The organism is Allomuricauda sp. TY007 (genome assembly GCF_010468565.1).
Taxonomy (GTDB): Bacteria; Bacteroidota; Bacteroidia; order Flavobacteriales; family Flavobacteriaceae; genus Flagellimonas.
Genome location: NZ_WUEG01000010.1, coordinates 73,530 through 86,424 on the forward strand (window position 1 = coordinate 73,530; position 12,895 = coordinate 86,424).

13 protein-coding genes and 1 pseudogene are annotated in these 12,895 nt (G+C 39.1%); 11 read left to right on the plus strand and 3 right to left on the minus strand.

Features of this window, described 5'->3' with window-relative positions; translation table 11 throughout:
* Positions 1–58 precede the first annotated feature (58 nt).
* The 11 genes from GO009_RS11915 to GO009_RS11965 all read left to right on the plus strand — a co-directional run bounded on the left by GO009_RS11915 (position 59) and on the right by GO009_RS11965 (position 9,242).
* On the plus strand, positions 59–1,588 hold the full coding sequence (locus tag GO009_RS11915) for a PAS domain-containing sensor histidine kinase (protein ID WP_306770404.1): 1,530 nt from the start codon (positions 59–61) through the stop codon (positions 1,586–1,588).
* Positions 1,566–2,615, plus strand: a complete 1,050-nt coding sequence (locus GO009_RS11920) for a response regulator (protein ID WP_163626428.1) — start codon at positions 1,566–1,568, stop codon at positions 2,613–2,615. The genes GO009_RS11915 and GO009_RS11920 overlap by 23 nt, the downstream gene beginning before the upstream one ends.
* Before the next feature lie 88 nt (positions 2,616–2,703).
* Positions 2,704–3,540 carry a universal stress protein gene (locus tag GO009_RS11925; RefSeq protein WP_163626429.1) on the plus strand — a complete coding sequence of 279 codons (837 nt, stop codon included), beginning with the start codon at positions 2,704–2,706 and terminating at the stop codon, positions 3,538–3,540.
* Between the two features lie 151 nt (positions 3,541–3,691).
* Complete coding sequence (locus tag GO009_RS11930; RefSeq protein ID WP_163626430.1) at positions 3,692–4,534, plus strand: universal stress protein; 843 nt, start codon at positions 3,692–3,694, stop codon at positions 4,532–4,534.
* A gap of 15 nt (positions 4,535–4,549) precedes the next feature.
* On the plus strand, positions 4,550–5,359 hold the full coding sequence (locus GO009_RS11935; RefSeq protein WP_163626431.1) for a universal stress protein: 810 nt from the start codon (positions 4,550–4,552) through the stop codon (positions 5,357–5,359).
* 58 nt (positions 5,360–5,417) lie between these two features.
* Positions 5,418–6,269 carry a universal stress protein gene (locus tag GO009_RS11940; RefSeq protein WP_163626432.1) on the plus strand — a complete coding sequence of 284 codons (852 nt, stop codon included), beginning with the start codon at positions 5,418–5,420 and terminating at the stop codon, positions 6,267–6,269.
* 14 nt (positions 6,270–6,283) lie between these two features.
* Positions 6,284–6,712, plus strand: coding sequence for a hypothetical protein (locus tag GO009_RS11945; protein ID WP_163626433.1), 429 nt, complete (start codon positions 6,284–6,286; stop codon positions 6,710–6,712).
* An 83-nt stretch (positions 6,713–6,795) separates the two neighbouring features.
* Positions 6,796–7,200, plus strand: coding sequence for a hypothetical protein (locus tag GO009_RS11950; RefSeq protein ID WP_163626434.1), 405 nt, complete (start codon positions 6,796–6,798; stop codon positions 7,198–7,200).
* 77 nt (positions 7,201–7,277) lie between these two features.
* A complete protein-coding gene (locus GO009_RS11955; RefSeq protein WP_163626435.1) occupies positions 7,278–7,718 on the plus strand; it encodes an Hsp20/alpha crystallin family protein in 441 nt (146 codons plus the stop codon).
* A 51-nt stretch (positions 7,719–7,769) separates the two neighbouring features.
* On the plus strand, positions 7,770–8,213 hold the full coding sequence (locus GO009_RS11960) for a hypothetical protein (RefSeq protein WP_163626436.1): 444 nt from the start codon (positions 7,770–7,772) through the stop codon (positions 8,211–8,213).
* Positions 8,214–8,234: 21 nt separating this feature from the next.
* Complete coding sequence (locus GO009_RS11965) at positions 8,235–9,242, plus strand: 2-hydroxyacid dehydrogenase (protein WP_163626437.1); 1,008 nt, start codon at positions 8,235–8,237, stop codon at positions 9,240–9,242.
* Here the strand turns inward: GO009_RS11965 and cls are convergent.
* The 3 genes and pseudogenes from cls to GO009_RS11980 all read right to left on the minus strand — a co-directional run bounded on the left by cls (position 9,237) and on the right by GO009_RS11980 (position 12,780).
* Positions 9,237–10,643: a cardiolipin synthase gene (gene cls / locus GO009_RS11970; RefSeq protein WP_163626438.1), complete on the minus strand. Its 1,407-nt coding sequence runs from the start codon at positions 10,641–10,643 to the stop codon at positions 9,237–9,239. The two genes, GO009_RS11965 and cls, sit on opposite strands and share 6 nt — an antisense overlap.
* A 90-nt stretch (positions 10,644–10,733) precedes the next feature.
* Entirely contained in the window at positions 10,734–12,062 is a 1,329-nt protein-coding gene (locus GO009_RS11975; RefSeq protein ID WP_163626439.1) for a rhodanese-like domain-containing protein, read from the minus strand.
* Positions 12,063–12,114: 52 nt separating this feature from the next.
* Positions 12,115–12,780 (minus strand): annotated as a pseudogene (locus tag GO009_RS11980) (peroxiredoxin).
* Positions 12,781–12,895: the final 115 nt, after the last annotated feature.

Sequence of the window (12,895 nt, forward strand, 5' to 3'; positions counted from 1 at the left end):
ATATAGTCATGTTAAAGCTTTCCCCTCATGACTAAAATCAGTAAATTCATTTTTTGTTTTGGAAGTATTTGAAAAAAGTAATGTGCTACGTATGCTATCCGAGGTAATCTCGGAAGGCATCCTTGTTGTTGATGAACAACAAATGATTACTGCCAGCAACACTACCACCGATAAAATGTTCGGTTATCCCGAGGGTGAACTTGTCGGTAAACCGTTACAATTATTACTTCCGGATAAAATAAGGAACCACCATACTGGATTGGCCAATAATTTTATGACAGAGGGCAAGGCCAGACAGATGGGAAAAGGCAAGGATTTGGTGGGGAGGCGTAAGGATCGTAGTGAATTTCCTTTGGAAATAAGTCTAAATCCGTTCCAACTGCGCCAAAAAAAATATGTTTTGGCCCTGATCATGGATATTACCGAGCAAAAGAAAGCTAAAGAGGCGATGGACCATTGGTTCCGAATCTTTGATGAGTCCCTTAACGAAATTTATGTTTTTGATGCAGAATCATTTGTCTTTATCAATGTAAACCGAGGTGCCCAACACAATTTAGGGTATAGTATGGAAGAGCTGGGCCAAATGTCGGTGATGGACATTAAACCAGCACTTACCGAAGAGGTATTTCGTAGGCTGGTATCCCCCTTGCTATCAAAAAGGAAAGAAAAAGTAATTTTTGAAACGATCCACAAACGAAAAGATGGTTCCACTTATCCAGTTGAGGTACACCTACAATTATCATTATTGGGCAAACAAGAAGTATGCGTGGCCATTGTACTGGATATTACCGAAAGAAAAAACTATACCCAACAACTGGAGAACAAGGTAGAGGAGCGTACACAGCAGTTAAAACAGGCACTCCAAGCAGAGAAAAAACTGAATGAGCTGAAAACGAAGTTTCTTTCCTTGGTCTCGCACGAGTTTAAAACTCCGCTCAGCAGTATCCTAACTTCTACCTCACTCTTGTCCAAATATATCGAAACCGAACAGCAGGACAAAAGGGACAAGCACATTGGCACCATCAAATCCAAGGTAAAGTATTTGGACAATATCCTTACGGACTTTTTGTCCATAGAGCGTTTGGACCTTGGAAAGGTCAACTATTCCATGTCCCCTTTCCCTTTGAGTAAATTGATCAATGAAGTGGTCTACGATTCCAACATGCTCCTAAAGGAAGGGCAGCGAATTCAATATCCCGAGAACATTGATGGGATTGAAGTGGAATTTGACGAAAAAATCTTGGGATTGGCCCTTTCAAACCTTGTGCACAATGCCATAAAATATTCACCGGAAGATTCGACTATTGAGCTTGTGGTATCAAAAGAAAATGGACATCTTTATATTGATATTGTCGACCAAGGTTTGGGAATACCTTTGGAAGACCAACCCTTTATCTTTGATAGATATTATAGGGCCAGCAATGTGCTCACCGTACAAGGAACCGGCATTGGCCTCAATATTGTAAGGCAGCACCTGCACAACCTCAACGCCAATGTAACTTTTAAAAGCGAATTGGGCAGAGGTTCCACATTTACATTGTACATACCCATAAATAACAAGGAAAATGAAAAAAATATTACTGGTTGAGGATGACACCTCGCTACGGGAAAATGTAGCTGAACTGTTGGAATTGTCCGGTTTTAAAGTGTGTTCGGCATCAAATGGAAAAATAGCGGTGGATAAGGCTATTAAAGAACAACCAGATTTGGTTTTATGTGATATTATGATGCCGGAGATGGACGGTTATGAAGTTTTGGAACAACTTTCATCAATTGAGACTACCCGTTACATTCCCTTCATCTTTGTTTCCGCCAAAACCGAGAAGCAAGATGTTAGAAGGGGCATGAACCTTGGGGCTGATGATTACTTGACCAAACCTTTTGAAGAGGAAGAACTTTTGTCTGCCATTCAATGCAGGTTGGAAAAAGCCAAAGAAATGGGAGCCGCTCTGGCAGAATACCCCAAAACAACATCGGAGGAACAGGAAATTAGATCTTTGAACGAGCTGAAGAACTTTTTTGATGACCATGGCCAAATTTTTTCCTTTAAAAAAGATGAAACAATTTATTCCAAAGGCGATCACTCCAACATGGTGTACCTAATTTTAAAAGGGGTTGTAAAAAGTTGTGGATTGGACGAAGAAGGAAAAGAACTGATTACATCGGTGTACTCCGAAGACGATTTTTTAGGATTCACCTCTTTGACGGACCACTTGCCATATCAGGAATACGCATTGGCAATGGAAGAAGTGGAATTGGCCGGAATATCCAAAGAAAAAGTGAAGGGCATTTTGGAAGACAACAAAAGTGTTTCCCTAGAACTTATGGATGTTATAACAGGTGATTTGGCAAACATTAAAAACCAGTTGTTGCAAATGGCCTATAGCTCCGTAAGAAAAAAAACGGCCCAGACCCTTTTAATGTTCAGCAGGGCCATTAATAAAGATAAGCAGGAACCCTTAAAAATATCCCGAAGCGACTTGGCCGGGGTGGCCGGTATTGCAACGGAAAGCCTCATCAGAACCTTGTCGGATTTTAAACACGAAGGCCTTATCACCATAGAAAACAGAAGCATTATGGTGCTGGATAAGCAAGCATTGCAGAGCGTGAATTAAAAAAATACGTGTCATAAATAGTTTAAGTGATATTTATCATTCCTTTTTTTTCTGCGAATGATAAACTTGTGCCCATAATTTATGACACATGAAAAATGTTCTTGTTCCAACAGATTTTTCCGAGAACTCCATTCAGGCATTAAGGTATGCCCAGGTACTGTTCAGTTCCCTGGAATGCAATTTTTATTTGCTCTATGTCGGTACGTTGTTGGATACAAAGATAGATGCCGAGTCCTTTCAGGAATCAGATGGGGAGCCCACAGAAAACACAAAGAAAAAATTATTGGACTTGGTTAAGGAATGCAGGAAGCATAGCATCGAGGCAAACCACTTTTTTTTTGCATTGCATGAGTATGGTTTTTTTACTTCTACCATCAAAAAACACATAGCGGAGCAAAACATTGACCTGATTGTAATGGGAACCAAGGGGGCTTCGGGAATCAAAGAGAAAATATTGGGAAGCAATGCTGGTGATGTTATTACCAAAGTGCAGTGCAACACCCTTATTGTTCCTGACCAAGTTAAACTGTCCAAACCCAGGGAAATAGCTTTTCCCACAGATTTCAATATTTTTTATTCCTTACGTATTTTACACCCAATGGAAGAAATGGTGGAATTGGGAAAATCCAAGCTTAGGGTCATGAATGCCTTAAAGGAAGGGGACAGTCTAAATAAAGAGCAAGAGAAGAATAAGGAGCACCTTTTGGATTTTCTAGAGGATACATTACCTGAAGCGTACAGTATGCATACCATTACAAACCAAAAGGTTAAGCCGGCCATACAGTGTTTTATGGAGAGCCGTGAGATCGATATGATCGTGATGGTGGCCAAAAACCTAAACTTTATCCAGCAAATCCTCTTTGATTCCATTGTGGAGCAAATAAGTTTCCATACAAAAGTTCCATTCTTCGTGATCCACGAATAAGCACTGTTTTTAACTGTTCTTGAATTCCTTGGGGAGTTAAGAACCTATTTTATAGCTTTAAAATGGTGTGGGTATGTGATGTAAATCATAGTATTTGACCAACACCATAATTAGCTTTGTTAACAGCAGTAGGTTTTTAAATAATGGAATTATGATCAAAGTAGTATTGCCCACCGATTTTTCCGAAAATGCATTCCATGCCATTTCACACGCGGTGAAATTATTGGAGAATTCCACCTGTACATTTTATTTGGTACATACTTATACCCCGGCCATTTATAGGGTTGACTATACACTGGGCAGCCCTGGGCAATTGGGCCTGCCCGATGATGAAAGATATAGGGCGGAGGAAGCCTTGGAAAACACCAGAGAGAGAACCCAAGCCCAGTTCAATGTATCAAAACATACTTTTGTTACCCATACGGCCTTTAATTCGTTGACGGACGAGATTACATCTATTTCCCAAAAAGAAAATATAGATTTTATTGTGATGGGGACACAAGGAGCAACCGGTGCCAAGGAAATTCTTTTTGGTTCCAACACGGTACATGTAATCCAAAAATCGGACATTCCAATTTTGGCCGTTCCTTCTAGTTTTGAATATGAACCCCCACGTAATATTCTGTTCCCCACCGACTATGAAGTGGATTATAAAAAAGTCAATCTGGATTTTCTGCTCAAATTTTCAAGACTATGGCACTCCAAACTGCACATAATGCACGTAACTGCTCCAGAAGGGCTTAATATTGATCAGACAGACCATAAAACCTATCTGCAAGGTAAATTACTGGAACATAACCATAAGTTTTACGATTTACCGGACCAAGAATTGATAGAGGCCATTAATGGGTTTCAACAAGAAACCCCGGTGGAAATGCTCGCTATGGTAAAAAACAAACATACGTTCTTGGAACGCCTGTTTGTAGAACCGATAATCAAAAATATAGGTTTTCACAGCAAGGTTCCTTTTTTAGTACTTCCCATCAACCCATAAGTAAAAAACAAAGCCATGTTACAGATTTTAGTGTCCACCGATTTTTCCAACAATTCCTATAATGCATTGTACTATGCAGCACAGTTGTTCAAGGGCAAGGAATGCATATTTCATATTGTAAATGTGTGCAGTAGCGAGAATGATCCAGATATGGAAAAAGCGAAACTGGATTCAAGCCAAGGGTTGGACGCCTTGGTACACCGTTTGGTCCGAGATGTGGGAGAGAACAAAAGACACAGCTTTAAAAAAGTTTCACTTTGCTCCGATATGACCAAGGGAGTTGCTGAATATGCCAAATCGAACAAGGTGGACCTTACCGTTATCGGAAATAAGGAACAAGAAGAGATAAAACATATATTGTTCGGGAACAATGCCATGCAACTGGTAAGGGAAATAACTAGTTGTCCTGTGTTGATCGTTCCTTTGGAGATTGATTTTAAAAAAGTCAATAAAATCGCATTTACATCCAATTACGCGAGACCAATTGCAGAAAAGAACATTAAAACCCTCCAATTTTTTAGTGGTTTAACAAATAGTGCAATTGTCCCCATGATCATTGAGGAAAATAAAGATAATCGAACGGCCAAGAAAAATAAGACCGATTTTCTCAGTGCCATTTCCGAAAACAGCTCCAAAGAAGTTGCTTTACCCGTATTTGATGGTAAGGCGAACACCATTTTGGAATTCGTGGATCTCTGGGGTATAGATATACTCTGTATGGTGTATTACCCACATCACTTTTTCTTGGAGTTTATTGGAAAAGGCATCATTAAAGAGCTCAATACAAAATTGAAGGTACCCTTTTTGATCCTGCCGAACAGTTGACCAATATCATGGTACAAGATTTTGAGGTATTGTAATTTTCGTTAAAACAAAAACCATTATGAACAAGAGAGTTTTGTTGCCCACGGACTATTCCAAAAATGCATTGAATGCCATTAGGTACGCAATGGAGCTATACAGTAATGTGCGATGCGATTTTTATATACTCAATGCCTTTCATATTTCAGGTTATACTTTGGACAGTATGAGAGTTCCCGAAATAGGGGAACCTTATTATGAAGCGGCAAAAAAAGAGTCCGAAGAAGGCATGGAACGATTGATGCAAATTATAAAGCTGCACCCTCAAAATAATAAGCACCAATTCCATACCATTACAACCTTCAATAGCTTAAGCGAGGCCATTAAAATTGTAATCGACAAAAAGGACATTGATATTATTGTAATGGGCACCAAAGGGATTACCGAATCCAAAGCCCGCATATTTGGTACCAATACCGTAAATGTGATGGAGCAGATACGAGAATGCCCCGTTATTGCGGTACCCAACGATTATATGTTCCAAATACCAAAGGAGATTGTTTTTCCCACAGATTACAAAACCCCTTTTAAGAGAAAAGAAATAGGGGACTTAATAGAGATAGCCAAATTGCACGATGCAAAGATCAATGTGGTACACATAGATAAGGACAAGGATGGAAAACTCAGCCGAAAAGAAGAGGTGAACAAGGAATTGTTACAAGAAATTTTACAGGGTACAGATTATGAAATGTATTTTTTGCCCGCAAATAAGATCAGTGATGGCATCAACAAGTTTATAGAGGAGAACAATTGCGACATGGTAACCTTTTTGAACAGAAAGCATTTGTTCTTTGGAAGTATCCTTTCAAACCCCTTGGTGAAAAAGATAGGGTTTGACCCCCAGGTGCCCATTTTGGAATTGAATGATAACTAAAAAAAGATGAGTTTATGAAGCAAATAGGAATATGGTTGGACAAATTAGAAGCCAACGGAGTAATATTGGAGAATGGAAAGGAAAGTCATTTTAACATTCCTTCGGAACTGGAATTTTTTAACCCCAAGGGAGGGTCACGATCCAAAACCAGATGGGGCCCGCAAGATGTGGTTCAGGACAGCAAATATCTTGAGAGGGAAAAACACCAATTGAAAAATTATTTTGAAGAGATAGCCGAACAGATTTCCGATGCGGATCAAATAGCCATTTTTGGACCGGCCGAGGCCCCGGAAAGATTTGTTGAGTCCCTAAAAGACAACCATCCAAAATTAGCCGCGAAGATAAAGGCCACAAAAACGGTGGATAGCATGACTAAGAACCAGTTCAAAGCATTGGTGAAACAATCTTTTGGAATGGATGACCGGTATCCGGATGCCACTTAAAAAATCATTAATATGATTTAGATCATTTCACAATAACCGACCAAACCTTACATTCAATAGCAATTTAATAAAGTGCCACAATAATGTTAAGGGAGAGACAAATAGAGGTAATGCACGGAGAACTGCAAAATTGGAAATCCTATTTACAGTTTATCGAAAGAGAAATGGCCTTTATCCAAGGACTGTTGGATTCTTATGTGTTTGAGCCATGTACTCCCAAACTCTTTGAGCGTCTGGAAACATTCAAAGAACATTTTAACAATTCCAAGAGAAAAAGAAAATCACTATCCGAAACCATTAGGAAACATGAGAATGGACTTGGTGGCATTTTTGAATGTGTACACGATGAATGTGATGACCACTACTACGAAAAGCACCAGAACCTCAATGAGAAAATAACGGATTATATCAAAGCCTACATCAATCTTAAAAACGAGGTTTATGATTATGCAGGATCTGTGCTCAAAAAAAAGAAACCATCATACTGACATGACCGTGTTTTGTAACGTAAAATATAGTACTTGTCGGATTGTCAAATATTCATTAATCAGTAAATTAAATAGTTATGTCGCTTGTAAAATTGGACGGAAAGCGATTTCCGTGGAACGAGAGATTGATTGATCTTTTCAATCGAGATGCATTTGTTGATGATGATTTTTTCAATTTGGAAAAAAAACACCCGTCAATGAATGTTAAGGAACACAAAGATGATTTTGAAATTGAATTTGCCGCACCCGGATTCGAAAAAGAAGATTTCAAGATCACTATAAAAGATGATGTATTGGAGGTTTCTGCACAAAAAGAAAAGGAAGAAACCGAGGAAGAAGAAACTTTTACCCGAAGGGAATTCAACTACAATGCATTTACGAGAACCTTGCAATTGCCCGCTTCTGTTGATCGATCAAAAGAAGTAAAGGCTGTTTACAAAAATGGTATCCTTAGCCTTAAAGTCTTTAAAAAGGAAGAGGCCGAGGAAGAACGGAAAAAAGTAATAAAGGTAGTATAACCAGAGTTCGCGGCAGATGAACTTTCATCTGCCGCTCAAAGCATTTAAGTGATGGAAACAAAATCAAACAAAAGAAAGTTTAGGGAATGGTTTAGTGCGGACGAGCTGCACGAAGAATCAAAAAAGTGGTCTTCTGAATTAAAATTTGCCCGGGATGAGCAAAAATTTCTGAACCAAATGGTAAAGGACTATACGTTGGACATTATAGATTCCGATATGTTCAAAACCGTACAACCCGTTGTTGAGTCCCTGAACAAATTGGAGACCGACTTGGTAGACCTCTTCAAAAAAATACAATTGCACGAGAATCAACTCCAGATTATGGTGGATGAGGTAAACCAAGAAAAAATGGAGGAGGCCTACTTGGATACGCATAATGATCTGGGCAAGGAGATGGAAGATTATTTTGTAAAATACAGGGACTCCAAAACCAAAATATTCAATATCGTATCCAACGTGATCAAACGCAAAAAGCAAAAAAGATTGTTAAACTAAGCTTATTTAGAAACAAAGTATATGAAAGTACTGGTGTACAGCACTAAGGATTTTGAGATAAAAGAACTGAAAAAATCCAACGGTAACAAGCATAAGATCAAATTCGTAACCGATACACTTAACTCCACAACTGCGGTTATGGCAGCTGGGTACGATGCTATTTCCATTTTTTCAAATGACGAAGCATCTTTGGTGGTTTTGGAGATTCTAAAAGAGCTCGGAGTAAAATACATTACCCTAAGATCAACGGGCTATAACAATGTAAGCGTTAAGTCCGCCAAACGAATAGGGCTTAAAGTGGCCTATGCTCCAGAGTATTCTCCCCACTCCATAGCCGAGCATGCGGTAGGGCTATTGTTGGCACTAAACCGTAAGTTGATCCAGTCCAATGCCCAAGTAAAACAGTACAATTTTTTATTGGATGATTTGGTAGGGTTTGATCTGAACGGAAAAACGGTCGGTATTGTGGGAACAGGAAGAATCGGTTCCATTTTGGTAAAAGTATTCCATGCTTTCGGATGCAAGGTGGTAGCCAACGATGTGAAGCGGAACCAATACCTAGAAAATCATTATGATGTGGAGTACCTTCCTTTGGAAGAACTGTGCAGAAGGTCGGATGTGATCAGTATAAATGTGCCCTTGAATTATGAAACACACCACATTTTTCACGAACCATTGTTCTTGGCAATGAAGCAAGGAGCTTTATTGATCAATACGGCAAGAGGAGGTATCGTAAAAACGGAAGACGTTATCGGCGCATTAAAAAATGGCCATCTTGGAGGGTATGCCACAGATGTTTATGAACATGAAAGAGGTGTGTTCTTTAAGGATAACAGTAAAACAGGATTAAACGATGCACTTTTACAAGAATTGATTGCATTGCCCAACGTACTCTTAACGCCACACCAAGCCTTCGCAACCAAAGAAGCCCTTGAAAGAATCGCGGAGACCACCATTTATAACCTCGATTGTTGGGAAGAAGGGAAAATCTGTAAAAACGAATTGGGCTACGAAACCATCTCGTTATAGCAAAGGGCTCAACAATTTGGCAAAGCCTTGGGCCAATTTTTTGATCCAAGGTCTATTTTTGTATTTTTCATAATCTGTTAGGACAATGGATTTTTCGCAATCCTTTAAAAAATCAGATTTCATGCGTTTGCACAGGGCGACATCATAAACAAAGACTTGTGCTTCATAATTTTGCTGTAGGCTCCTGTTATCGAGATTTGCCGTACCAATGCTGGCAATCTCATCATCGCACAGCATAACTTTACTGTGCAAAAAACCATCATCGTACAAATAAATTTTGATTCCGGCCTTAAGGTACGACTCGTAATAGGCCCTAACGCACCAGTCCACAAGTTTAATATCTGTACTGGACGACATTAAAATCCTCACATCTACCCCGCTTAATGCTGCGGTAATAAGAGCTTGTAAAATGGCATGGTTTGGAATGATGTATGGATTAACAATGTAAAGGTATTTCTCGGCATTATTGATAATGGAAAAAAAGGCCTGTTCCATAACATCAAAATCATCATCAGGACCACTTGGAACTATTTGCAACGAGGCACCTTTTTTTGGGGCCTTGTACGTCTTGAATGCAGCAATATCCACTTTTTTTTCACTGGCAAGAAACCAATCACCCACAAAAATCCGGTTCAAAAAATCAACAGCCTCACCTTCAATTTTTAAATGGGTGTCGTGCCATTTGCCCAATGCAGGGTCCCCTTTCAGGTACTTATCCGAAATATTGATACCGCCCGTAAAACCAATCTTATTATCGATTACAATAATTTTTCTGTGGTTTCGGTAATTCAGCGCGCTAAGGAACCTTCCAAATTTAAAGGGAAGAAATTGGGCGGTTTCCACCCCGATTTGCTTTAGTTTTTTAAGGTATTTTTTACTCAAGGAGTAACTGCCAATCCCATCATACAACAATCGAATAGTAACGTTTTCAGCTACTTTTCGTTCAAAAACTTCCAATAGCTTATCGGCCAAAATCCCGTCTTCAAAAATGTAATATTGTAGGTGAATGTGTTCTTTGGCTTCTTCCAGCGCTTCAAATATACTTTCAAAGGTGTTCTTCCCATCTTTCAGCAATTCCAGATCATTAAGGCAGGTAACGGGGCATTTTGAAGTTTTGTTGATCAAGGAAGTTATTTTTTGTTTGTTGGCGGATATTTCTGAATGGCAATGGGCATTTTCCAATTCATCCAAAGGATCAAACTGATTTTTTAAAGAAAACATTTTAACTTTTCTTCTGTTCCTGCCAAACAAAATATAGAGAAGAACACCGGCCACGGGAATGGTAAAAATGGCCAACAACCACGCCAAGGTCTTGCTGGGCCTAACCCCATTCAACAGCAAACTAACAACCATCAAAAGGGCAATTATGATGTAAAGTCCTATGAGAATGGGTATGAGCATCTATTTTTTGATACCTATTAAGTTCTATTTTTACAAGTTAGCAAAAGTATTTGGTGGTCGGTGGTGAATCGGATATTTATCTTACATACTTTAAATAAAATCGTTGATGTTGTCTCCAAGGTCATAGACCTGAACATTATCACTGATGCTTTCAATGATACTACTTCCGGCCGAACTTCGATATCCTCCCGCGCAGTGAACTATAATAGGTTTGTTTTGTGGTATTTGTGTTAATGAAGCCCTTAGTTCGTTGAGAGGGATGGTCAAAGCACTTTCAAAATACTTCCCTTCTTCTATTTCACTTTGATTACGGATGTCTACAATAGTATATTCGCCTGGGTTGTTTTTAAAATGAGTAAGATCTAGTTTGTCACTTTGTACAAGTGAAGTTTCGTCCACCGTTAAAACTAATTTTACTTGTTTCTCATATCCAATTTTGGCAACCCTTTCCAATATACCTTCCAAATCGGAAGGCTTTTTAATAACCAAGCTGAATGGCTCCTCTGGATTTATGATGGCTCCCAGCCAAGTCTCAAATTTGGAGTGTTCGGAAACTGCCATAATATTGATGCTTCCTGGTAAGTGCCCTTTTTTAAACTCGGTTTCGTCCCTTACGTCCACAATAAGCCCATTAATGTTGGTATTCAATTGCAGAGGCACTTGTGCTATGGATGTTCTTAAATTTTCAGGACCTTTTCTATTGGTGTCAACATTAAAACCAAAATAGGATGGGATAAAGGGTTGACTGTCCAAAAGGGTACTTACAAATTCTTCTTTTGATTGTGGTTTAAAGGCCCAATTGCCCATTTTTTCGTTCCCTAAGGTACTGCTGTTGTCGGAACTCAAATTTTTTCCACATAGAGAGCCCGCTCCGTGTGCAGGATAGACCAAGGCTCCATCGGGCAGGTCTTTGAATTTATTTTGAATGGTATGGTACATCATTTCGGCCAGTTCCTGGCGTTTTGCAGTCATATTACCTGCTTTTTCGCGTAAGTCTGGTCGGCCAACATCGCCAATAAAAAGGGTGTCACCAGTAAACAACGCAGTTTTCCCATTTTTTTCGGCCACAATGGTAATACTGTCAGGGGAATGTCCTGGAGTGTTCAAAGCAGAGATTTTGACGTCACCGATCATAATATGTTGGCCTTCATCAAAAGATTCGTATTCATAATCGGCTCCCAAATCTTTGCTGTGATAAATAGAAGCTCCGGTTTCTTTGTGTATCTGCAAATGGGAGCTTATAAAATCGGCATGTGGGTGGGTTTCAATAACCGCTACAATTTTTGCTTCATGTTCTTGGGCAAAAGCATAGTATTGCATAGGATTCCTTTCTGGATCTATAACGGCCATTTCACCATTGTCCACAATGGCGTAAGAATAGTGTGCCAAAGGTTTATATTCAAACTGTTTAATTTCCATAAAATAGGGTTTAAAGGGCACCTTTAAATGGGTGCCCTATATTCAACATTTTTTAGATTTCTTTTTTGGCAAGGTACCAATCTACCTTTTCCAAAGAATCATCTTTTATTCTTTCGTTCAACTCGTCCAAGGTCTTGGGAGGAGAAACTATGACTTTGTCTCCTTTTTTCCAATCCAAAGGCATGGCAACTTTATGCTCATCCGATGTTTGTAGTGCTTCCAAAGCTCTCAAAATTTCATCCATGTTTCTACCAACATTTAATGGATAGTACATGATCAGTCTGATTTTTTTAGTGGGGTCAATAAAGAAAACTGCCCTCACTGCCGCTGTTTCACTTTCATTGGGTTGAAGCATTCCGTATAACTTGGATACCTTCATGTCCAAATCCGCGATAATCGGGAAGTTGAAGTATACACCGGTGTTTTCCCTTACATTTTATACCCATCCCAAGTGAGCATGGATACTATCAATACTCAAACCGATAAGCTCTGTATTTAATGCATCGAATTCATCCTTTCTTTGTGCAAACCCACTCATCTCTGTAGTGCAAACGGGAGTAAAATCGGCAGGATGAGAGAACATAACAGTCCATTTATTCTTAGCAAATTCTGAGAATTTGATTTTTCCTTTGGTAGTTAAAGCCTCAAAATCCGGAGCCATATCCCCAATTCGGGGCATTTGATTTACTTTTTCATTTTCTGAATAAGAATTCTCCATAATATCATAATTTATATTTATTGATTTTTATTTCGCAATAAAATTAAACTATAATCATGGTTGTTGCAGTAACGTAAGTTACACAATAGATACTTAACAGGAGTTTAGCTGTTGG